At 53.1% G+C, this 22,951-nt stretch carries 21 protein-coding genes; 12 read left to right on the top strand and 9 right to left on the bottom strand.

Annotated features, from left to right (window positions below; genetic code table 11):
• Window positions 1-8 precede the first annotated feature (8 nt).
• The 3 genes from JXQ85_RS12240 to JXQ85_RS12230 form a co-directional block, all read right to left on the bottom strand.
• Complete coding sequence (locus JXQ85_RS12240) at window positions 9-1,220, bottom strand: multidrug effflux MFS transporter (protein WP_421749217.1); 1,212 nt, start codon at window positions 1,218-1,220, stop codon at window positions 9-11.
• A gap of 131 nt (window positions 1,221-1,351) precedes the next feature.
• Window positions 1,352-1,999 (bottom strand): DsbA family oxidoreductase, encoded by a 648-nt coding sequence (locus JXQ85_RS12235; protein WP_421749216.1) that lies wholly within the window; start codon window positions 1,997-1,999, stop codon window positions 1,352-1,354.
• A complete protein-coding gene (locus JXQ85_RS12230; RefSeq protein WP_421749215.1) occupies window positions 1,980-3,515 on the bottom strand; it encodes a class I adenylate-forming enzyme family protein in 1,536 nt (511 codons plus the stop codon). Before JXQ85_RS12230 ends, JXQ85_RS12235 begins: the two co-directional genes overlap by 20 nt.
• A gap of 112 nt (window positions 3,516-3,627) precedes the next feature.
• Here JXQ85_RS12230 and JXQ85_RS12225 point away from each other — a divergent pair, with 112 nt between their 5' ends.
• Complete coding sequence (locus JXQ85_RS12225) at window positions 3,628-4,251, top strand: helix-turn-helix domain-containing protein (RefSeq protein ID WP_421749214.1); 624 nt, start codon at window positions 3,628-3,630, stop codon at window positions 4,249-4,251.
• Window positions 4,252-4,318: 67 nt separating this feature from the next.
• Here JXQ85_RS12225 and JXQ85_RS12220 read toward each other — a convergent pair whose 3' ends face one another.
• A complete protein-coding gene (locus JXQ85_RS12220; protein ID WP_421749213.1) occupies window positions 4,319-4,966 on the bottom strand; it encodes a DUF1638 domain-containing protein in 648 nt (215 codons plus the stop codon).
• Between the two features lie 86 nt (window positions 4,967-5,052).
• Window positions 5,053-5,751: a corrinoid protein gene (locus JXQ85_RS12215; RefSeq protein ID WP_421749212.1), complete on the bottom strand. Its 699-nt coding sequence runs from the start codon at window positions 5,749-5,751 to the stop codon at window positions 5,053-5,055.
• Window positions 5,752-5,957: 206 nt separating this feature from the next.
• Here JXQ85_RS12215 and JXQ85_RS12210 point away from each other — a divergent pair, with 206 nt between their 5' ends.
• On the top strand, window positions 5,958-7,049 hold the full coding sequence (locus tag JXQ85_RS12210; protein ID WP_421749211.1) for a PA0069 family radical SAM protein: 1,092 nt from the start codon (window positions 5,958-5,960) through the stop codon (window positions 7,047-7,049).
• A gap of 62 nt (window positions 7,050-7,111) precedes the next feature.
• Window positions 7,112-7,639, top strand: coding sequence for a hypothetical protein (locus tag JXQ85_RS12205; protein WP_421749210.1), 528 nt, complete (start codon window positions 7,112-7,114; stop codon window positions 7,637-7,639).
• 98 nt (window positions 7,640-7,737) lie between these two features.
• On the opposite strand, the gene bmt is transcribed toward JXQ85_RS12205, so the two are convergent.
• Window positions 7,738-8,751, bottom strand: coding sequence for a betaine--homocysteine S-methyltransferase (gene bmt / locus JXQ85_RS12200; RefSeq protein ID WP_421749209.1), 1,014 nt, complete (start codon window positions 8,749-8,751; stop codon window positions 7,738-7,740).
• 102 nt (window positions 8,752-8,853) lie between these two features.
• Window positions 8,854-10,737, bottom strand: coding sequence for a phosphatidylglycerol lysyltransferase domain-containing protein (locus JXQ85_RS12195; protein WP_421749208.1), 1,884 nt, complete (start codon window positions 10,735-10,737; stop codon window positions 8,854-8,856).
• 333 nt (window positions 10,738-11,070) lie between these two features.
• Here JXQ85_RS12195 and JXQ85_RS12190 point away from each other — a divergent pair, with 333 nt between their 5' ends.
• On the top strand, window positions 11,071-11,955 hold the full coding sequence (locus tag JXQ85_RS12190; protein WP_421749207.1) for an NAD-dependent epimerase/dehydratase family protein: 885 nt from the start codon (window positions 11,071-11,073) through the stop codon (window positions 11,953-11,955).
• Between the two features lie 89 nt (window positions 11,956-12,044).
• Here JXQ85_RS12190 and JXQ85_RS12185 read toward each other — a convergent pair whose 3' ends face one another.
• On the bottom strand, window positions 12,045-12,365 hold the full coding sequence (locus tag JXQ85_RS12185) for a DUF1476 domain-containing protein (RefSeq protein ID WP_421749206.1): 321 nt from the start codon (window positions 12,363-12,365) through the stop codon (window positions 12,045-12,047).
• A gap of 157 nt (window positions 12,366-12,522) precedes the next feature.
• On the opposite strand from JXQ85_RS12185, the gene purC reads away from it, so the two are divergent.
• The 7 genes from purC to JXQ85_RS12150 all read left to right on the top strand — a co-directional run bounded on the left by purC (window position 12,523) and on the right by JXQ85_RS12150 (window position 21,724).
• Window positions 12,523-13,284 (top strand): phosphoribosylaminoimidazolesuccinocarboxamide synthase, encoded by a 762-nt coding sequence (purC, locus tag JXQ85_RS12180; RefSeq protein WP_421749205.1) that lies wholly within the window; start codon window positions 12,523-12,525, stop codon window positions 13,282-13,284.
• Window positions 13,285-13,375: 91 nt separating this feature from the next.
• On the top strand, window positions 13,376-13,606 hold the full coding sequence (purS, locus tag JXQ85_RS12175; RefSeq protein ID WP_421749204.1) for a phosphoribosylformylglycinamidine synthase subunit PurS: 231 nt from the start codon (window positions 13,376-13,378) through the stop codon (window positions 13,604-13,606).
• Window positions 13,606-14,274 (top strand): phosphoribosylformylglycinamidine synthase subunit PurQ, encoded by a 669-nt coding sequence (gene purQ / locus JXQ85_RS12170; protein WP_421749203.1) that lies wholly within the window; start codon window positions 13,606-13,608, stop codon window positions 14,272-14,274. The genes purS and purQ overlap by 1 nt, the downstream gene beginning before the upstream one ends.
• A gap of 36 nt (window positions 14,275-14,310) precedes the next feature.
• A complete protein-coding gene (locus tag JXQ85_RS12165) occupies window positions 14,311-16,089 on the top strand; it encodes a sensor histidine kinase (RefSeq protein WP_421749202.1) in 1,779 nt (592 codons plus the stop codon).
• Window positions 16,090-16,102: 13 nt separating this feature from the next.
• On the top strand, window positions 16,103-17,437 hold the full coding sequence (locus JXQ85_RS12160) for a sigma-54-dependent transcriptional regulator (RefSeq protein ID WP_421749201.1): 1,335 nt from the start codon (window positions 16,103-16,105) through the stop codon (window positions 17,435-17,437).
• Window positions 17,438-17,533: 96 nt separating this feature from the next.
• Window positions 17,534-18,217 (top strand): HAD family hydrolase, encoded by a 684-nt coding sequence (locus tag JXQ85_RS12155; RefSeq protein ID WP_421749200.1) that lies wholly within the window; start codon window positions 17,534-17,536, stop codon window positions 18,215-18,217.
• Between the two features lie 432 nt (window positions 18,218-18,649).
• The gene (locus JXQ85_RS12150) at window positions 18,650-21,724 is read left to right on the top strand and encodes an Rne/Rng family ribonuclease (RefSeq protein WP_421749199.1); all 3,075 of its coding nucleotides are present in this window, start codon (window positions 18,650-18,652) and stop codon (window positions 21,722-21,724) included.
• An 82-nt stretch (window positions 21,725-21,806) separates the two neighbouring features.
• On the opposite strand, the gene JXQ85_RS12145 is transcribed toward JXQ85_RS12150, so the two are convergent.
• Window positions 21,807-22,034, bottom strand: a complete 228-nt coding sequence (locus JXQ85_RS12145) for a sulfurtransferase TusA family protein (protein ID WP_421749198.1) — start codon at window positions 22,032-22,034, stop codon at window positions 21,807-21,809.
• A 105-nt stretch (window positions 22,035-22,139) separates the two neighbouring features.
• Between JXQ85_RS12145 and JXQ85_RS12140 the strand changes: the two genes are divergently transcribed.
• Window positions 22,140-22,889 carry a cytochrome c biogenesis CcdA family protein gene (locus tag JXQ85_RS12140; protein ID WP_421749829.1) on the top strand — a complete coding sequence of 250 codons (750 nt, stop codon included), beginning with the start codon at window positions 22,140-22,142 and terminating at the stop codon, window positions 22,887-22,889.
• The last annotated feature ends 62 nt before the right edge of the window (window positions 22,890-22,951 follow it).

Genomic DNA, 22,951 nt, shown 5'->3' with positions numbered 1-22,951 from the left:
AGCCGCGTTTAGGCGGCCAGCTCTGCCGGTTGTTCGCGTGGGCCAAGCCGGAGCATCAACAGAAGCGCTATCGTTTCAAAGACCAACACACCGGCGATCAATGACAGTGGCGTGCCGTCAAAGCTGAGACTAATTGGAATCGCCAGAAGCGCAGCTAACACAGCAGAAATGGCTCCGCTGATGGAAGCGGCCATGCCTGCAACATGTCCCAGTGGCTCCATAGCCAGTGCATTTAGATTGCCAAGCACAAAGCCGATGGACACAAAGACGCAAGTAACCCAAACGCAGAAAATCCAAACATTCATGAGGTTCGTCAACCAAAGAGCGAGGCCGATGACTGTTGCTAATACGATTCCGGTCAGTGCTGATTTGATCATAACCCGCATGCCAAATTTTAAAACCAATCGTGCGTTTATCGCGCTGGCTGGCATCGAAATCAGTGCAGATGCGGCAAAAAACAACGGGAAAGTATCAGCACTATCAAAGGTTTGTGCATAAACAGGCTGAATTGTTGATACTTCGGAAAAGAGAGCAGCATAGACTACCACTTGCGTCATGACTGAATAGCGGAACACGCGATTGGCAAAGCATTCTTTGACGGCTGACCATATCGATGTTGCTGACAAAGGCCGTCTGGATTCTTTTTGATTGGTTTCGGGTTGGCGCACTCCAACCCAAAGCGATACGATGAAGGCAAATATCGCGAAGGAATAGAAAATAGCGCGCCAGCCAAAGCTAAGCATGATGAACTGCCCCAAAGCAGGTGCAACAGCGGGGACGAGAGCAAAAACAGTCATCGCAAATGACATGATCGAGGCCATTTTTTCGCCCGAGTACAAATCCCTAACTAGCGCGACAGCAGCTACGCGCGGCCCTGCGACTGCAAGCCCTTGCAAGAACCGTCCCATCAGAACACCTTCGAGATCAGAGGCAGACCCAGCCCAGAGCGCACCAATAGTGTAGATTGCAAATCCGATTAGGATCACCGGCTTGCGCCCGTAGGCGTCAGAAAGTGGGCCAGCGAAAAACGTCCCGATCCCCATACCGATCACGAATATCCCAACAACCAGAGTTGCATTCTCTGGGTTTTCGGGGCTCAATTGCTGTCCCATTTGGGTCAAGGCTGGCAGCATTGCGTCAATCGACAGGGCAATTGTCGAGAAGAGCATTGCGATCAGCGCAATGAATTCAGGCTGAGAAAGTCTTGGCTTTGTCGACATGACAAATCCTTTGCATAATGAGAATACGGGGCAGCTCAAAGACTCATCCCGCGGAATGTTTTCTTAACTTAAGTGACTTCAAGGAAGTTACAACTGTAACTAATGGAAATCCCAGAAATGATTGTGCTTAATTAAGCATCTTGTTGTTGCTCTCTGAGCTCTGCAATGACTTTGCGCCAAAGTTCAGGCTGCTGAGCGCCAGGGACCGCGTGACGTCCACCAACAATGAAAGTAGGCACGGAGTTTACACCCATTTCGCGCGCCGTGGCGTCGCGTTGCTTGGTTTCCTCGACATCTGCATCGCTCTTAAGCAGACGCTGCACCATGGCGGCGTCCATGCCAACGGCGTCGGCCAGATCCGCGAGCACCTCATGATCCCCAATATCGCGCCCATCGACGAAATAGGCCTGAAACAGAGCGTTTATGATGGCATTTTGCTTGCCTTCGACTTTGGCCCAATTGATCAAACGGTGCGCGTCCAGCGTGTTCGGCGTGCGTTTGATGTCGCCCACGTTCAAGGTGATATTGGCCTTTTCGGCATGGGCCACGATTTCGGAGTAGACTTTGACGGCATTTTCTTGGCCACCAAATTTGGTTTCCAGATATTCCGCACGATCCATACCGCCCGCTGGCATATCGGGGTTTAGCTGAAACGGATGCCATTCGATCAGGAACGGATGGTCACCTTCTTGCTCCAGCGCGCGCTCAAGCAGGGTCTTGCCGATATAGCACCAGGGGCAAATCGGGTCGGACATGATATCAAGCTTGATCGGATCCATGGTGTTTGGCCTCATATTCGGCGCGCAGCCGTTTTCGGTCGAGCTTGCCATTTGCGTTGGTCGGCAAAGCGTTGACCTTTTGGTAAATTCGCGGCTGCTTGTAACGTGCCAATGTCTGTTTGGCAAAAGCTTCTAAGGTTTCTGCACTGACATTCTCGTCAGCCACATAAAAAGCGGCAATAACACGGGTGTCGGCTTTGATCTGCACATCGGTGACGCCGATCTGTTGCAGGCCGGGCAGGGAAGCGAAAGCCTGCTCGACCTCAAGGGGCGATACACGAAAACCACCTGCGTTCATCATGTCATCGGCACGGCCTTCGTAGTGAATACTGCCGTCCTCAGACATATGGCCGAGGTCTCCAGTTAGGAACCAATGGCCATAAAAGCGGCGCTTGGTGGCGTCTGGCGCGTTGAAATATCCCAGCATCAGGCCCGGATCATCTTTGTGAATCGCGATTTGACCGGCCTCGCCAAGTGGCACGGGGCCATTGTCACCCAGCAAGGCGACCCGACGACCATGTTGTGGGCGACCAAGGGCGCCCGGGTCAGCGCGATTTTTGGGCGCATGTGAAATGAAGGTTGAGCATTCGGACATGCCAAAAGCTTCGAAAATATCGCTGCCTGTGCGGGTCTGCCATAGACAGCGCAGGGATTCTGACAGTTTTTCACCAGCAGAAAGCGAATGGCGCAGATGATCAAACGCCATCGGGGTCTCACGTTGTAAGAGCTTTCGATAGATGCCGGGCACCGCAGCAAAGATACTGGCCTTGTGCTGCATCAGGATGGGGGCAATATCCTCCACTGGCGTATCGGGCTCTAAGATCAGACTGGTTGCGCCAAGGCTCCATGGGTCCATCAGGCCCGCGCCCATCGTAAAGGTCCAATTGAACGCACCGGCGTGTAGCAGGCGATCTTCAGCACCCAGATCATACCAATCGGTGATCATCATCCGGCGCGCCCAGATGGCGCGATGGGCGTGCATCACAGCGCGTGGCGTGCCAGAGGTGCCAGAGGTATAGACAATATAAGCCAAGCGATTTGGGTCACCCAAATGATAAATGGCTTTTGGTCTTTGTTTCAGCGCCTGCAATTCACTTTGCGTCAAAACCGGGCAAGTGGGGTGTCCAAGCGAAATACCTGGCGCATGAACCACCATTGCAGGGGATAGCTCTGCCAGCATCTTATCAACTTCGGGGTCGGACAACATGCTGGAGGTCGGCACTGGCACCATGCCCGCGGCAATGGCTGCAAGGTACGTGATTGGGAAATCAACCGTATTGCCAAGACGCATCAGAATGATGTCACCGGCTGAGAGCCCTTCATCCAAAAAACCCTGTGCGAGCCCCAAAACAGCGGCTTCTAACGCGCCATAACTTAAGGGCGTTGCTTGATTTTTACTAACTACGGAAAGCGCGATTTTGTCGGGATGATCAGACGCCTTCTGCAGTACATATTGCGCCATATTGAACGGCGCAGGGAAGGGCGGCGGCGCGCCATTATCAAAAATCGACTGCATGCCCCTGAGCTACGCCCTGATGCGCTGCCACGCAAGCCACGGCCGGTTGAGCGCGACCAGATGGCGCGTCATCCAGCTTGATGTTTTCCCCTCTGAGGCCTAAAGACCCAATATGATGGATGAAAACCCAAAGTCTCTGGTCCAGGTCGCCCGCGAAAACGGCGCGCAGGAAGAAGCGGAACCGCTTGATCTTGGTGTGCGCGTGCGCGAGCTGCGCAAAGCACGCAATTGGACCTTGGAGCAGGCGGCCACACAGGCCGGTCTGGCACGTTCGACACTTTCCAAAATCGAAAACGGGCAGATGTCCCCGACCTATGACGCGCTGAAAAAGCTTGCCGAAGGGTTGGAGATCACTGTGCCTCAGCTTTTCACCCAACCCAGCAAAGGGCAGGTGAATGGGCGTATGGTTATGACCAAGCAAGGTCAGGGTGCTGAGCGCCTGACAGCGACTTATGAACATGAACTGCTGGCAGAGAACCTGACCAAGAAGAACATGCTGCCGTATCGGGCACGCGTACGCGCGCGGTCGATGGAAGAATTTGATGGCTGGGTGCGCCACGATGGCGAAGAATTTCTGTATGTGCTGACCGGTGTGATCAAGCTTTACACGGAATTCTATGAACCCATCGAAATGCGCCGCGGTGACAGTGCCTATTATGATGGCGCGATGGGGCACAATGTTGTTTCTGTCAGCGATGAGGATGCCAATATCCTTTGGGTGACATCCTTGGTTTAGATCGATCCGGATTGTATCATCCCTCTAAAGCGAGAGGGAACGCAGACGGCATGATTGGTTGGGCTAATCAGTTTGTCGCGACGGTTTTTAAGCTGGTCGCCAAATCACCGTAGCCTGTGAACCGGTGCTCAAAGGCCAATCCAAGCCGATTGGCGCATTCCTTAGCTTTTTCCAGCAGTGCAGGATCTTCGGTTTGGGCCTGATAGATCAGCTTTTCATAATTGCCAAAAATCATGTCGCGTAACTCGGGATGGCGATCCAAGCCCATAGGTTTCCAGACAAAAGCGTCAAACTGGCGCACCAGAAAGTCTGTCAGATAGAAGCTTGTGAATTCATCATCTTTGATTTGATCAAACCGATCATTGCCTTCGTAGAAACTATAGCAATGAGGCCCCGCAATCATTTCCACGCCCAGCTCTTCGCAGGTTGCTTGCAGGATGCCACTCGTGCCGCAATCTGCATAAACGACAAATATTTTCTGATAGTTATCCTTTTCGCGGATCACAACCTCGCGCACTGCTTCAGGAATTTTTTCAGGGCGGATGTGATAGATGGCAGGCAAGCAGGTTAGCACCATGTGATCCCAACCATTGGCTTCTTTGAGCGCTAAGATTTCACGCGCCAAAGCCCCGCAGGCCAGTAGCAAGATGCGCCCGCTTGATTGATCTGCTTTCAATCCATCTTCGGTGAGAATCTCATCGATAATTTTGGTCATCTTTGCTCCTTTAGGTCGAAGCCTTAAATGCAAAGACCCGCACAAATCTGCGCGGGTCCTAAAACGTTCAAAGCGAAGTAAAGCGCTTAGGCAACCGCAGAGTTATGCTTGCGCACCATCATCTCTTTTGCGGTTTCAACTGCAACGGCCGCATCGCGGCAGTAAGCATCTGCACCAATCGCATTGCCGAACTCTTCGTTCAGCGGCGCGCCGCCGACAAGTACGATATAATCATCGCGTTTGCCCTTTGCGACCAGCTCGTCGATCACTACTTTCATGTAAGGCATGGTTGTGGTCAGCAGTGCAGACATGCCCAGAATGTCAGCGTTCTCACGCTCTAGCGCTTCCAGATAGTTTTCAACCGGGTTGTTGATGCCCAGATCGACGATTTCAAAGCCTGCGCCTTCCATCATCATGCCGACAAGGTTTTTGCCGATGTCATGAATGTCGCCTTTAACGGTGCCTATCACCATTTTGCCGATTTGTGGCGCTCCGGTTTCAGCCAGCAATGGTTTCAGGATCGCCATGCCGCCCTTCATGGCGTTTGCCGCCAATAGAACTTCCGGAACAAAAAGAATACCGTCGCGGAAATCGATCCCTACGATGGTCATACCGCCAACCAGAGCCTCGGTCAGCACCCGGTAAGGGGTCCAGCCGCGAGACAGAAGGATGTTGGTACCTTCTTCGATTTCTTCTTTCATACCATCGTAAAGATCGTCAAACATTTGTTCGACAAGCTCTTCGTCGCTGAGTTCCGACAGGATGATTTCTTCTTCGTCTGACATTCAACTGTTCCTACGGATGCAAAATTTCTTGCATCCCTTTTCTCATTTTTTCACCCAGAGGCGATGCATAATACCGACCTCAGTGCGTTCAGTTCCGACTTATAGAGCGAAAAGATTATGAATGCTTTTGAAAAATATTCATTGATAACATGCTGTACGCCTCATTTGTTCTTGCTTTGTTCTCGTTGTAGCGGCAAATTAACCGCATGTCCCAAGATTCAGAGATCAAAATCGACCAAACGCGCCGACTGGCACGCGGCGCAATCAGTAATGATGGCGGTCGGTTTGAATCACATCAAATGGTCGAAACCAATGATGGCTGGGAGATTGACGAAGATCGCGCTGTCTTTGCCACCTCTGTGGAAGAAGAACAGGCAAAGTCGATTATCGCGCGCAACAGCTCGCCTGATATTCCATTTGATCGCTCAATCAATCCATATCGCGGCTGTGAGCACGGTTGCATTTACTGTTTTGCACGACCCACGCATGCCTATTTGGGTTACTCACCCGGGCTTGATTTTGAAACAAAGCTGATCGCAAAAACCAATTCGGCAGACTTGCTGGATCGTGAATTACGCAAGCGAGGCTATGCTGTTGCTCCAATTGCGATTGGCACGAACACCGACCCATATCAGCCAATTGAAAAGCGTTATCAGATCATGCGGCATTGTCTGGGAGTGCTGCAAAGGTTCAATCATCCGGTCATGATTGTCACCAAAGGGACGTTGATTGAGCGCGACATCGATATCCTGTCTGATATGGCGCGCAGAGGTTTAGCACATGTTGGCGTGTCCGTGACATCGCTGGATAATCGCGTGTCGCGTCTGATGGAACCTCGCGCACCGGTGCCCGCAAGACGGTTGAAACTGATTGAAAGGTTAAGTCAGGCAGGCATTCCCGTACGTATTATGCTGGCGCCAGTGGTGCCCGGGATCAACGATCATGAGATCGAGCGCATTTTAGGGTCGGGCGCACAGGCAGGGGCGCAAGCGGCCAGCTGGATTTCGCTGCGCCTGCCACTTGAAGTCTCTGAGCTGTTTCAAGAATGGCTGGCGGCACATTTTCCGGACCGCGTGAATAAGGTCATGAAGCAGATTTGTGATATGCATGGCGGCAAACCCTATGATCCTGAATGGGGTAAACGCATGCGTGGGGAAGGGCATTTCGCCGAGATCATGGCCCATCGTGCCGGGCTTGCGATGCGCAAGAACAAACTTTCAAAGACGTTGCCACTTTTGAATACCGATCTGTTTGCAGTTCCATTTGAGCAAGGCAATCAATTGAGTTTGTTTGATTAAATCAGCGAGGCGATGCATGCGTCCCTATTGCGAAGTCATGTGCGCAGGCTTAGGGTCAGGCCATGTTGAAACTCCTGTTATTTCCGGTGCTTATGCTGTTCGCCTGCGCTTTGGCCGCGCTTTATGGTGCGGTGCATAATCAAATCTCATTCAGCGTTTCGCCGGGCTACTTCTATGAACTTAAGTTCATCCAGTTTCGCATAGATGAAGCGTTGCAAAACAGAATTGGCGCCGCATGGGTCGGGGTTCAGGCCAGTTGGTGGATGGGGCTGATTATTGGATTTCCGATCTACATTGTTTCTTTATTTGTGAAAGGGACAAAGCCCTTTGTGCGCGCCTTTATGCGTGTTTCGATCATGGTGGTTGTTCTAACCTTAGGCATCGGCCTTGGTGCACTGGCCTTTGCAGAATTTAACTTCGTTGCTGGTGATCTTCCTGAGTGGGCACCTGCGCGGAATGTTTCAGATCCATTGGCATTTGCGAAAGCTGGTTTTATGCATGACTTCAGCTACATGGGCGGGTTTATCGGCCTGATCTTTGGTGTGTTCTTGACGATCAAATATGCGCGGCAGTCTCGTCGAGAAGTTTGATATTAGGCCATGCTAAACTAAACCGCCACGCAGAGTGATCTGCGCGGCGGTTAGGTAAAATCAACAATCTGTTGAGCAGAAGTGTCTCTGCTTTGATATTATGAGTCCCGGCGACGACGGCGACGTTTTGGTGCGTCTCCACCTTCTTCAGTGCCATCCTGCGCGGAAGAGAACCCCCCCAGTTCTTCGGTGATTTTTTCCAAAGATGGACGTTCGCTGCGTTCGCGAGTTTCCAAAGCTTCGCGCATGGCCACGAGGTGCTCGCCTTTTGTGCCACAGCAACCGCCGATAATGGTTGCGCCCGCATCACGCGCCATGACGGCATATTCCGCCATCAATGGTGGTGTGCCATCATAATGGATGTGGCCGTGCTCATATTTCGGGATACCGGCATTGCCTTTGGAAATGATCGGACGTTCCGTGCCTTGTGCTGAGAAGCCAAGAACCGTGCGCAGCAGGTCAGACGCGCCAACACCACAGTTTGCACCAAATCCGATTGGTGGATTTGGCAGATCTTCGACCAGCTTCACGAGATCAGCTGACGTCACACCCATCATGGTGCGACCTGCTGTATCAAAGCTCATGGTGCCACACCAACGCATATCCGCCAGCGCAAAACCTTCAGCTGCAGCGCGGAACTCTTCTGGGGCAGAAATGGTTTCCAGCCACAGAACATCAACGCCACCTTCTTTCAGGCCCTCTGCTTGCTCGTGGAACATTTCAACAGCGTCTTCATGCGACAGTGAACCAACCGGCTGCATAATGTCGCCTGTCGGACCCACAGAGCCTGCAACAATGATGTTTCGGCCAGAGGCATCAACGACCTCCCGGCCTAGTTCTGCACCGATACGGTTCAGCTCGCGTACGCGGCCCTGCGCGTCATGCAGTTTCAAACGCGATGCGTTTCCGCCGAATGTGTTGGTCAAAAACAAATCACTGCCCGCATCAACCGAGATTTGGTAGAGCGCTTTGATCTTCTCTGGCTCGTCCGCGTTCCACAGTTCTGGCGCGTCTCCTGCCATTAGGCCCATATTGAACAAGTTGGTGCCAGTTGCGCCGTCCGCGAGCAGCCAGTCGCGGGTTTCCAGAAGGCGGGTCAAAGCGTTTGTCATCATTATGCCCTTCAGTCGGTTCCCATTCGGGACTCGTAAATACAGTTGCGCTCCCCATGCCACGTGGGCGCAGGGAGCACAAATGCATTCTCTTCAGGATGATTATGAACGCGGGGCTGGGTGCGCAGATTGTGCCACTGCATAAGCACGCGCAGGCAGTGGCTTGGCGCGTTTGACGGATCGGATCAGATCGAGAGCTGCCAGCGTGAGTTGTCCGCGTCCAGGCGAGGCCATGTAAAGCGGTTGCCAGCGTGGATTGAACGAGGCTTTGAACTGACGCAATCCGGGGCCACCTGCCTTGGCAAAGAACAGGTTACGCAGGCGTTTTTCAAACGCTGAATGATTGTTCAGTGCACCCGCTGGAGCCGCCGCAAGAGAAACCGATGGAATGCCTTTTTTCTTTGCAGCTTCAATGGCTTGCTGCACTAACATGTGCATGGTTCCATCCGGTGCATCCTGCGTTGCACGCATCAAATCCAAGCACCATTCATGTTGCGTTTTGTGAAAGGTGACAAAGCCGATCAGTTTACCCGCGCGATAAGCCAAAAACACAGCTTGACCCAGCACATATGTTTCTTCGAATTGTCCCATAGATAGGCCGCGCGCACCACCGTGATTGGCCTCCCATTCCCGCGATACAATTGCCATGTCTTCCAGAGGCAAGGTATCGGTCGGAGAGACCACCTGAACATCCATCTTTTCGGCCTGACGCAGCTTGCGGCGCAGTTGTCGATATTTTGATCCCGACAAGCAATGACTATCAGGGCAAATCAGCGCTTCATCAGACACATGAAGCACGGTCCAGCCTTGGCTTCGGGCGCGCAGGGCGTGCCGACCGGTGATCTTGTATTTGCAGACCACGCGGTTCTGTTCGCGCGCGATGCGTTTCAATGGGGCCGCGAGGTCAGCCGCATCTCCATTGACCGGATCGAATAGGGTCGTCAGCGTCTGACCTGTGCGCACGACCCCATATGTGCCGGCTGTGCAATGCAGGATAGAACCGCCGTTTTGACGCATAATGCCCAATTCAGCCCGTGCCGTGTTTTGGTTGAGCGTGCTATCGACACAGCCATCCACGCTGCTGACCCAACCGTCTACTTTATTGGCCATTGGGCGCAATAGGGCGATGCCGCCAATGATGGCAGGCAGGGCGTAGTAAACCAGGCGGAAGGCAAGGATCGCCGCCATGGTCTCCATTTCTGAGTGCAGCGGCAGCAGGGCCAGTACGGTCAGTTCAAACGGCCCAACGCCACCGGGTGTTCCAGATAGGATCGCTGCTCCCAGTGCGATCAAATAGATCGGCAACAACTGGGTCAGCGTTAAATCAAAGCCCGCTGGCAGCAAAACCCAAAAGGCGACGGAGGCCGCAAAGACATCCAAAAAGCAAAATCCAACGAGGGCCATAATGGCGGGCAGAGTGGGCAGCTCGATTTCTTGACCCGCGCGTTTTAGCACAGGTTTCAAAAAGGCGATGCCGGTAAGGCCAGCCATGATCGCAAGAATAGAGCAGGGGATCGCAATAGGAACATCCGCAGTTGGCAGGATCAAAATCGCGATCGACGTGATCGCAGCCCAGGCCGCAAGAAAGCTAAGTGTCACAAATGCAGTGATTTTTGCGCTACTTACAAAGCTGAGGCCCGGTTGCATCCGCCAACGGATAAACGCGCCAACAACCGCACCTGCACCGGTGGTTTGTCCCACCGCAATAGCCGTCGCCCCGGTGATGGTTGCGCGCCGATCGGACACGCCCGTTCTAAAGTGCCGATGAGCCACAACATCATACCGGGCCACTGCCCAAAAACTGATCGCTGTTGCGACGAGGGCCATGAGCCATTGCCAGGGTTTCACGGCCAAGACCGCAGTCCAAAGCTGACCAAAGTCGATATGTTGTAATTGATTAGAAAGTGCCCAACAGCAAACGATCCCGATACCAATCGGAATTGCATGCCGCAGCACAGTTCTTGCGCGACGGATTGCCTGCCCCAAAGTCGTAGTCCTCAGTATATTTGGTCCCGCCGTAGCTGTTCTGCTCAGAAGGTTGGAAGGAATCTTAACAGTGGCTGGATTAAAGGAAGTTTAAAGTAATGTGAATGCGACACCTCATCCGTTCGCTTTGTGGTTGTTTTTGCAACAGTTTTGCAAATCGGGCGTGGACTCCAAATTTTGAGGAATAGGTCTTTCAATGAGACGCTTTGATGTGCATTTTCTGCGGGGTGCCTGCGTTAGTGCTTCACTGTTTTCTTGATCTTCTTTCAAATTTTGTCCCAACATATCGCTGGATTGATTGCGAAAGCCGACAAGGCGATTTTGGAGGGGCTCATGAGGGTATTTTTTACCGGAGGCAGCGGGAAAGCTGGCCGATGGGCAATTAAACATCTGCAGGCGCAGGGGCACCATGTCGTTAACATTGATCAATCCCCGTCAGGTTTGGATTGCTCGGAGTTGCTTGTTGATCTTTGCGACGCAGGGCAAGTGATTGGCGCCATGTCGCAGTTTGTCGACTTTGACGAATTGGAGCCCGGTACAGGTGTGCCAAAATATGACGCGGTTGTTCATTTCGCAGCCGTACCGCGGGTGATGATCGGAACCGATGGAGAGTGTTTTCGCCAGAATACCTTAACCACCTACAATGTGATCGAAGCCGCAATGAAATTAGGGGTGTGCAAAGTGATTATCGCAAGCTCTGAAACGACCTATGGTGTTTGCTTTGCTGAAGGGGACCTTAAGCCAGACTTTGTTCCGGTTGATGAAACACATCCAACGGTGCCGCATGATAGCTATGCCATGTCAAAGGTCTGCAACGAGGCAACCGCAAAATCGTTTCAAGCGCGAACAGGTGCAGATATTTATGCGCTTCGGATCAATAATGTGATTGAACCACATGAATATGCAGCGAGTTTCCCTAGTTTTATCGAGGACCCAGCTCAACGTCGTCGGAACATTTTTGGTTACATCGACGCGCGAGATTTAGGGCATATGGTGGATTGCTGCCTCAAAACGGACGGTTTGGGGTATGAGGTATTCAATGTCGCAAATGATGACACGTCGGTTGGGATCACAACGGATCAGGTAATTGCGCAATTCTATCAAGGTGTTGAACAGCGCAGTAAAATGGAAGCGAACCAGACCTTCTATTGCAATCAGAAAGCCAAAAAGATGCTGGGGTTCAAGCCAGAATACTCTTGGCGCGATATCCTAGATTGAACAATTTCGGTTGTATGAAAACGCCGCACAGAAAATCCAGCGCGGCGTTTTGGAATATTGTGCAATAGCGTGCCAGCACGACTAAGGGATTAAGCGTCTGGATCCGCAGCCAATTGGCCTTTGGCTTCAATCACATATTCTTTGCGTTTTGCGCGGATCTCATCTGATGTGACTTTGCCTTCAAAGTCAGCAGTGACTTTGCGGATCACGTCCTCATCGCCTGCTTCTTCAAAGTCAGCAACGATCACTGATTTGGCGTAGGCGTCAGCCTCATCCCCGGTCAGCCCCATCTTTTCAGCCGCCCACAGACCCAATAGTTTATTGGCGCGCGCTTCGGCTTTGAATGTCATTTCTTCATCATGTGCGAACTTCGCTTCGAATGCTGTTTCGCGGTCGTCGAATGTGTTCATGGCCTACCTCTTGGAAATTAACGCGTTTCTCCTAATGATATGCGCATCTAAGCGGGGTGTCGCAAGAGGGAAGCTTAACTTGCGACATTTCCTTGCATGGATTAAGAGAGCGCCAAGAAGCGGGGAGTCGGTTCCCGCCCATCTGGAAAGAGCTCTCATGGCACGCGGTAAGAAAATCTACGAAGGTAAAGCTAAGGTCCTTTATGAAGGTCCAGAGCCGGGCACAATTGTGCAATACTTCAAAGATGATGCGACCGCATTCAATGCTGAAAAAAAAGACGTGATTGACGGTAAAGGCGTGTTGAACAACCGCCTGAGCGAGTACTTCATGGTTGGTCTTGGCAATATCGGTGTGCCAACGCACTTTCTGAAACGCTTGAACATGCGTGAGCAGCTGGTGCGCTCTTGCGAAATCATTCCTTTGGAAGTGATCGTGCGCAACTATGCGGCAGGCTCCATGGCAAAACGTTTGGGCATGGAAGAGGGCACGCAGCTGCCACGTCCAATTGTGGAATACAGCTACAAAGATGACTCTCTGGGTGATCCGCTGGTGCCGGAAGAATATATCGCTGCCTTTGGATGGGCCAGCCAACAAGATATGGATGATATCCTGAGCATCGCGTTGCGTGTGAATGATTTCCTGTCAGGCACTATGTATGGCGTTGGCATCAAGCTGATTGATTTCAAAATCGAAATTGGCCGTGTGTATGATGGTGATTTCCAACGTTTGGTTGTGGCAGACGAAATTTCGCCAGACAGCTGTCGCCTGTGGGATATCGAGACCGGCCAGAAGCTCGACAAAGATGTCTTCCGTCGCGATCTGGGCAATCTGACCGATGCCTATTCCGAAGTGGCGCGACGCTTGGGGGTTCTGCCGAAAAACCCAACGCCGATGAATAAACCGACTTTGATCAACTAATCTAAGGCCCCGTCGACGGCGGGGCTTTTTCGTATTTTTGCAAAGAAGAAACCGGGGACTGGGTTTCTTTACCGAGCTGGAGAAGAGCGACATGAAAGCACGTGTCTATGTGATGCTGAAAAACGGTGTTTTGGACCCTCAAGGTGAGGCCGTGCGCCACGCTTTGGGCACTCTAGGGTTTGATGGCGTTGAAGGCGTGCGTCAGGGCAAGGTGATCGAGCTGGATCTGGCAGATGGCACCTCTGAGGCGACTGTAACTGATATGTGTGAAAAGCTGCTGGCGAACACAGTGATCGAAAGCTACCGGGTGGAGCTGTCCTGATGAAGGCAGCAGTCGTTGTATTCCCGGGTTCTAACTGTGACCGCGATCTTGCGGTTGCTTTTGAGCGCGCCGGAGCCGAGGTCAGCATGGTCTGGCACAAGGAAACCGAATTGCCAGCGGGCATCGACATTGTCGGCGTGCCGGGTGGTTTTTCTTATGGTGATTATCTGCGCTGCGGCGCGATCGCCGCGAACTCTCCAATTTGCAAAGCGGTTGTGAAACACGCTGAAGCAGGCGGTTTTGCTTTGGGTGTTTGCAATGGCTTTCAGATCTTGACTGAAACGGGTTTGCTGCCGGGCGCGCTGCGTCGCAATGCCGGTCTAAAGTATATCTGCCGCACAATTGGTCTGCAGGTTGAAACCTCCGAAAGCGCGTTCACTGCGGGTTATTCCAAAGGTGACGTGATCGATATTCCGATTGCGCACCATGATGGCAATTACTTTGCAGATGAAGATGTGCTGGCGCGTTTGAAGGGTGATGATCGCATCGCGTTCACCTATACAGACAACCCGAACGGCTCTGTTGCGGACATCGCAGGTGTACTGTCTGCGAACAAACGCGTGCTTGGTATGATGCCTCACCCAGAGCGGGCGGCGGATTCTGGCCACGGCGGCACCGACGGGACGGCGATGTTTAGCGCATTGATGCAGCAGGTTGTCTCTGCCTGACTTGAGTACGCCGTCTCGGCGGCGTACCCTAACCCCATGAGCGGGGAAACTTTGAACACTGGATCACAAAGCAGATTGCGCACGATTTCGTGGCGCGTGCGGGCAGCGCTTGCTTTGCTTTGTGTGATTGCAGGCACGGTCATTTATGTGACCAACGCTTTGCTGACAGATCGATTCACCGAAAACACTCGTAATCGCGCCGAGCTGCGTCTGGCGCTATACTCAGGCAACCTTCTGTCCGAGCTGCGCCGTAGCGCGATTGTACCTCAGCTTTTGGCGCGTGATCCTGAATTGATCCGTGCTTTGGAAACCGGTGATTTTAGTCAATCGACTTCTCGTTTGATTTCATTTGTAGAAGAAATCGGTGCGGCCTCTTTGGTGCTTCTGGATACCGATGGGCGCACAGTGGCGGCAACGGATCGTAATCGTTTGGGTGAAAACCACCGCCAATCGGCTTATTTCGTGGATGCGATGCGTTCTAACAGCACCGTTTTCACCGTCGAACCACGCGAAAGCGCAGGCTACAGCTTTACCTACTCGCGACGGTTGGATGACGTCAGCCTTCCGATTGGTGTCATTGTCGTCGAAGTCGATCTGCAAAAGTTCGAGCGCGCTTGGGCTGGTATTTCGGACGCCGTTCTGGTCACGGATTCTTCAGGGGCCATCATCTTGGCGACCGAGCCGCGCTGGCGAGGGCTAACAGAAGACGCAGCCCTTGTGCGCCAACCTGCGCAGGGCGCGATTGAACGTGCAATTCAAGCGACTTCTGATTGGACCTCTTTGTCTGCGGATGCCTATGTGCAGGGCGAGGCGGTGATGCGCAAGGAATCCCGCATCCCGTTCCGCGGCTGGCAGATCGCAAGTTTCACCACCTATACCTCGGTGCGTGAACGGGTGAATGCGGTGCTGGCACTTGAGATCATGGGATTCGCCATCCTTTTGGCGCTGGCCTTCTATTTTCTCAGCCGAAAGAACGCCTTGCGCATGGCGCTGTTCCAGCGTGAATCGGCGAGCCTTCGCGCATTGAACCACAGGCTGCAGCGAGAAATCGCCGAACGTGAACGCATGCAGGCAAGCCTTGAAGTGGCCGAACAAAGCCTGGCGCAGAGCTCGAAATTGGCCGCATTAGGTGAGATGTCAGCCGCTGTGTCTCACGAGCTGAACCAACCGTTGGCAGCGATGAAAACCTACCTAGCAGGTGCGCGCTTGCTGGTGCGCCGGAACCGCCCCGAAGAAGCGCTGACATCCTTTACGCGCATCGATGATTTAATCGAACGCATGGGGGCGATCACCAAGCAGCTTAAAAGCTATGCCCGCAAAGGCGGTGAGGACTTCCGCCCTGTAGAACTTGGGGGTGCGATGGGGTCAGCCTTGTCGATGATGGAGCCGCAATTGCGTCAGCGACAGGTTAAGATCAGCCGCGTGATCCCGGATGAACCTGTGAACGTGATGGGCGATCAGGTGCGCATTGAGCAGGTCATGGTGAACCTGTTGCGCAACGCACTGGATGCCACCAAAGGCGTTGATGAACCCGAGATCGAAGTGCTGTTAGCGGCCGGTGAAACGGCGACTCTAACGGTGCGTGACAATGGGCCGGGCATCGAGGATTTTGATAGCCTGTTTGAACCATTTTACACGACCAAACAGCCGGGTGATGGTGTTGGGCTGGGTCTTGCCATTTCCTCGGGGATCGTGAACGACCTAGGGGGACGGCTGACTGCAAGAAATGGTCAGGCTCCGGATGGACGGGGACGGGGGGCTGTATTTGAAATGCAGCTGCCTATCTTAACTGGTGAGATTGAAGCTGCGGAATAACGCGGAGAGAACTATGGCTCAGGCAATGAAAATCGCGATCGTGGATGACGAAAAAGATATGCGTCAATCCATCAGCCAATGGCTGGCACTGTCGGGATATGACACAGAAACCTTCGCGAGCGCTGAAGATGCGCTCAAGGTCTTGGGGCCGGAATACCCGGGGATTGTGATTTCGGATATTAAGATGCCGGGCATGGACGGCATGCAGTTTCTTAAGAAACTCATGGGGTCTGACAGCGCTTTGCCGGTCATCATGATCACGGGGCACGGCGACGTGCCAATGGCCGTTGAGGCGATGCGCGTGGGTGCGTTTGATTTCTTGGAAAAGCCGTTCAATCCGGATCGCATGAGCCAGCTGGCCAAGAAAGCCGCCAATGCGCGCCGCCTAACCTTGGACAACCGAATTCTGCGCAAAGAGCTGTCTGATGGCTCTCAGCTGATGAAAAAACTGATTGGCTCTTCGCCCGTAATGTCGCGTCTGAAGGAAGATATTCTGGATCTCGGCCAAGCTGACGGTCATGTGCTGATCGATGGCGAGACCGGAACCGGCAAAACTCTTGTGGCGCACGCACTACACGCGGTTGGCAGTCGAGCCGGAAAGAAATTCGTGCTGGTCAGCTGTTCCGCACTGGAAGAAGATGCGCTGACCAAGCGCCTCTTTGGTCCAATGCTACCGGAAGACACGCAATTGCCAGCGGTTGAAGAAGCCCGTGGTGGCACGCTTGTTCTGGAAGATATCGAAGCGCTTTCGGATACATTGCAAGCCCGCCTTTTGAGCGTGATTAACGATCAAGGCACGCCCGCGGAAACTCGTATCGTGGCGATTTGTAACCTGCAGGAGCAGAACCGCACGTGCGAAGACGCGCTGCGCTCTGATCTTTTCTATCGCCTTGCAGCCCTGCGCATCACGGTGCCTCCGCTGCGTCAACGTGGCGAAGACATCCTGACGCTGTTCACCCGCCATGCAGAGCAATTCTCTGATGAATACGGCTGTGACGCTCCGCAGGTATCCGCCCAAGAAGCCGCCCAGCTTTTGCAAGCCCCATGGCCCGGTAACGTGCGTCAGCTAATCAACCTTGCGGAACGCGCGGTTCTGCAATCGCGTCGGGGTGGCGGCACCATTGCATCGCTTCTGATGAACGATCACGAGGAAATGCAACCGGTCATGACCACCGAAGGCAAGCCGCTTAAGGAATATGTCGAGGCGTTTGAGCGCATGTTGATTGACAACACCATGCGCCGGCATCGCGGCTCTATTGCTTCTGTGATGGAAGAGCTTTGCCTACCGCGTCGGACATTGAACGAGAAAATGGCCAAATACGGCTTGCAACGCGCGGACTACCTTTAAAATTTGTAATGCGCCGACATGACTTGTGATTGCGTCGTCATGGGATGGTTACATCGATGATGTTACCACGCTTCTATTAAATTTACGGAGCCTCCCATGACGAGAATTGCAGCATTTCTATTTGATATGGATGGTTTGCTGTTGGACACCGAGCGGCTGTTCATGAAATCGCTGATCACATTGACCGACAAACATGGGATTGATCCAGCCAAAGCCGAGGCGTTTTATCTGGATCTCATTGGTACCAGCGCCGCTGAAACTTCTCGTCAGCTTAAGCGGTTTTTACCGGCTCATATTGATCCGCTCGATTTCGAAAACGCATGGCGGCAGGAGTATGATCACGTTGTAGGGCAGGGTGTGCCATTGCGACCGCGTATTCTGGAAACATTAGAAGCGCTAAAGGCAAAAGGCGCACGGATGGCCGTGGTGACCTCGACCTATGGCCAATCTGCGCGGGCAAAACTGAAAAAAGCTGGAATCTATGGCTATTTCGAGGTCGTGAAAGCGGGCGACGAGGTTTCAGCAAACAAACCCAATCCAGCCCCCTATCTTGAGGCCGCTGCAGCGCTAGGTGTCTCGGCTGAAGATTGCGTGGCTTTTGAGGATAGCGATACAGGAACCACTGCGGCCGTGGCGGCAGGGTGTCTGACTTTTCAAATTCCTGATCTGCGTCCGGTGGGGCAATCTCTGCCAAAGCTCGGTCAGTGCATTGCCCAGGATTTGGGTTCAGCGGTTGGTCAACTTCCGGATTTTGACGCTGCATTAACCACTTCGGCATAGCTGAAACACGATTACCCATTGTGTTTTCCACAGGCCTGCCCTTATGTAGTGGTGACGGAATGCGTCTTTTGACGCGCCGCATGAGTTTCGCTGATTGAAAACACCGATGGCCCCCAAAGATGGCAGGCCCGCCCGGATTTTAGTCAGACCGATTATGCCGCGGGAGCAGGTTTAAACCCAGCCTTCGGCAAGTGAACCGCCTGGATCGCGTGATCGCGACCGGCATGTAATTGGCGCCATATATGATATGCGGCGTCGGAGAAGAACCGCGATGACACGCGTGCTTATATTGAAAGACCGAGCAGAGGCCGTCCGCGGCTCCCTTGGTCACATGCACCGCATCGCCACGACTAGACACTCCCCGCTCTGTAATGAACCGCCCGGACTGACACCCCGGCGTCTTGCGGATACGCGCGGGTGCACACGGAAAACATGGCTAAGAAAATGCTCATCGATGCCACCCACGCAGAGGAAACTCGCGTTGTGGTGGTCGACGGAAACAAGGTTGAGGAATTTGACTTTGAATCCGAAAACAAACGCCAGCTCGCTGGCAATATCTATCTAGCAAAAGTTACACGGGTCGAGCCGTCCTTGCAGGCGGCCTTTGTGGACTATGGCGGAAACCGCCATGGCTTCTTGGCCTTTTCGGAAATTCATCCTGACTACTATCAGATCCCGGTCGCAGATCGCGAAGCGCTGATGGAAGAGGAACGCGCCTACGCTGAAGCGATGAAGGCACGTGATGAAGAAGACGAAAAACCAAAGCCAAAGCGCGCGCGCCGGTCTCGGTCTAAGTCTCGTTCCAAAAAGGCAGAGGCTGCGCCAGCAACTGATCAGATCGAAGGTATGGAAACCATTGATCTAGAAGAAGGTGCTGCAGGTGAAGACAGCGTCGCGATCGTTGACGAAACAGCGACTGTAAAGCCTGAAGCAGAAGCAGTTGCAGAAGCTCCGGTTGAAACACCAGAAGAGACTGTTGCTGAAACAAAGCCTGCTGAGGTCGCGGAAGAAGCTTCGGCTGAAGAGGCTGTCGCTGAAGCCTTAGAGGAAACACCTGCCGAAGAGCCTGTGGCTGACGTCGAGGTTGCCGTAGCAAGCGAAGCGCCTGCGGAAGAAGCTCCATCAGAGGATGACGACAAGCCGGGCAAGACCATGGCCGCGAAATCTGATGGGGACGAAAAAGATGCGGTAGCCACTCAGGATCCTGAGACCGGCGAAGAAACCGTAAAAGACGCAGCCTCCGAGGATGCAGCGGAAGACACGCATGAAGCGGATGCACCTGCTGCCGAAGAAGTCGCTGAAGAAAACAAAGAAGACGCGCCTGCGGAATCTGAAACAGCAGATGCGGCACCTGAAGAAACTGCAGAAGAGAAAACTGAAGAGACATCTGAGGAAACCTCTGAAGAAACGACTGCTGAAGAAACCGCAGCTGAAGACGATAAAGACGACGAAGAGGAAGACGAGAAGTCTCGCAAGTCTCGCCGTAAGTCCAAGGCTAGCGAAAAGGACACGTCGATTGAATCCGTAGCGGATGATGACGACAGTGAAGACATCCGTCCGCCACGCAAACCGCGTCCGCGTCGTTACAAAATCCAAGAAGTCATAAAGGTCCGTCAGGTTCTTTTGGTGCAGGTCGTCAAAGAAGAGCGCGGCAACAAAGGCGCTGCTCTGACAACCTACCTCAGCTTGGCGGGTCGTTACTGCGTTCTGATGCCAAACACCGCACGCGGTGGTGGCATTTCTCGTAAGATCACCAATGTAACCGACCGCAAAAAACTGAAAGAAATCGCAAATGAGATCGACGTGCCAAACGGCGCGGGTCTGATCATTCGGACCGCAGGTGCCAAGCGCACCAAAACCGAAATCAAGCGCGACTACGAATATCTACAGCGTCTGTGGGAGCAAATCCGCGAGCTGACTTTGAAATCTTCGGCTCCGGCCAAGATTTATGAAGAAGGCGACCTGATCAAACGCTCGATCCGCGATCTATATAACCGTGAGATCGACGAGGTCTTGGTGGAAGGCGAACGCGGTTACCGCATCGCCAAGGACTTCATGAAAATGATCATGCCGTCCCACGCCAAGAACGTAAAAAACTACCAAGATCAGCTGCCGCTCTTTGCGCGCTATCAGGTTGAAAGCTACCTTGGTGGCATGTTCAACCCGACGGTTCAGCTGAAATCTGGCGGCTATATCGTGATCGGTGTAACCGAGGCTCTGGTGGCCATCGATGTGAACTCTGGTCGTGCGACCAAAGAAGGCAGCATTGAAGAGACCGCAACCAAGACCAACCTTGAGGCCGCTGAAGAAGTGGCGCGCCAATTGCGTCTGCGTGACCTTGCCGGTCTGATCGTCATCGACTTCATCGACATGGATGAGCGTAAGAACAACGCCGCCGTTGAAAAGCGGATGAAAGACAAGCTGAAAACCGATCGTGCTCGCATTCAAGTGGGTCGCATTTCGGGCTTTGGTCTGATGGAAATGTCCCGTCAGCGTCTGCGTCCAGGTATGATCGAAGCGACCACGCAGCCATGCCCACATTGTCATGGCACAGGTCTGATCCGCTCCGATGATAACCTTGCGCTGAACATCCTGCGTCAGATCGAAGAGGAAGGCACACGCCGTCGCTCTCGCGAAGTGCTGGTGAAAGTGCCGGTGTCGATTGCGAATTATCTGATGAACCAGAAGCGTGAGCACATCGCACAGATCGAAGCGCGCCATGGTCTGTCCGTGCGTATCGAAGCAGATGTGCACCTAGTGTCACCTGATTTCTCAATCGAGAAGTTCAAAACGGCAACCCGCGTTGTGCCAGAGCCATCTGCGCCAGTGGTGTCCGTTGACACAAGCCTGATGGATCAAATCGACAGCGACATCGAAGATGCAGAGGTGGTCGAAGAGGCCCCAGCAACTCCGGCGGCTGAAGATGAGGAACAAAAGCCTAAGAAACGTCGCCGTCGTCGCCGTCGTCGTAAGGGCCGCGGTGATCAAACGGATGATCAGCAGGGCGAAGAAAATGCTGAAAATGCAGACGAATCTGACTCTGACGCTGTCAAAACAGAGGATACTGAAGCGCCAGTTGCTGACACTGAAGTAGCCAAGGAAGAAACGGCTGAAGAGGTGAAAGCTGAAGAGGCGAAAGACGAAGCGAAGGAAGAAAAACCTAAACGTCGTCGTCGTCGCTCTAGCAAGTCCAAAAAGGCAGAAGAAGAAGCAAAATCCGTTGAAGCTCCGGCTGAGGAAACACCTTCCAAAGACGCTCCATCAGTAGAAGCGGCTCCTGTTGCGGATACACCGGCTGAAGAGCCTGTAAAGGTTGAAGCTGAGCCAGTGGCTGAAACGCCGGTTGAAGCGCTGGTTGAACCAGTTGCAGCGCCAACCGAGGACGCAGGTGATGTTCAGGTGCTTGAAAAGGAACCTGAGCCACAAGTCGAAGAGACCAAGGTTGAAGAACCCAAGGCTGATGAGCCGCCAAAGCCGAAGCGCCGCGGTTGGTGGTCGATGAAATAAGTAAAACGCCGGGTCACTGACCCGGCGTTTTCATTTTCCGTCTCGACTAGAAAACGTCTAGTTCAAATTCGGACCGATTTTCTTAGCCCTTTTGAACTGTAAAATAGATCGCGCCGCCGTCTTCTCGGCTGTCGATCAACTGATGACCTTGCTGATTGCAGAAATGCGGCACATCCACGATAGAGGCGGGGTCGTCAGCGATCAGGATTATCTGATCACCCGTCGACAATGGCATCATCCGTTTGCGCAGTCGCAAAACAGGCAGTGGGCACAAAAGCCCAATCGCATCGATTTCAGGAATTTCGCTCATACAAAGCCAATTAGACCTGATGTTTCATCAAGTCCACAGGCTTGTGATGAGGTGTGTGCCCTTATGCCCCGTGACGTGACCCGCGCGATGGCCTATGTGAATGATATGTTTGGAATTGATATCATCGACGCCGCCTTGTTGCCGGCCATGATCGTTGCGCTGATGGCAGGGTTAATATCCTTTCTCAGCCCCTGTGTGCTGCCAATTGTCCCGCCGTATCTGGCTTACATGAGCGGCGTATCTGTGACGGATCTCTCAGAAGGCAAAGCGCAGAACAAGGCGATCATGCCAGCATTGTTCTTTGTCATGGGGCTGTCGACGGTTTTTCTTTTCCTTGGTTTCACGGCTTCGGCCATCGGAACGCTATTTTTAGAATATCAACAATGGTTCAACTACGTCGCCGGGGCGCTGGTGATGTTCTTTGGCGCGCATTTCGTGGGCGTTTATCGCATTGGTTTTCTTGACCGCGAAGCGCGTCTTGATGTCGGCGACCGAGGGGGCAGCTCTTTTGGGGCTTATATACTTGGTCTCGCCTTTGCCTTTGGTTGGACACCTTGTATTGGCCCACAGCTTGGTGCCATCCTGTCCATCGCAGCATCCGAAGCATCCGTTGCGCGCGGCACGCTGTTACTGGCGGTTTATGCGGCGGGTCTTGGCATTCCCTTTCTGTTGGTTGCAGCCTTTCTGCCACGCCTCACTGGTGTCATGAGCTGGATGAAGCGCCATATGGAACGCATTGAACGCATAATGGGGCTCTTGTTGTGGACGATTGGCCTCTTGATGCTCACCGGCGGTTTCTCTGCATTCTCTTATTGGCTGCTGGAAACATTCCCGGCCTTGGCGGTTCTTGGTTAACGCGTTAATCTGAATTCAACTGACGTGCTTTAGAACACGCGGAGATCAGATTGGCCGAGCAG

This window comes from Cognatishimia sp. (assembly GCF_049116455.1).
Classification (GTDB): Bacteria; Pseudomonadota; Alphaproteobacteria; order Rhodobacterales; family Rhodobacteraceae; genus Cognatishimia.
The sequence above is the reverse complement of the archived record's forward strand: the minus strand, read 5'-3'. Positions and strand labels throughout refer to the sequence as shown.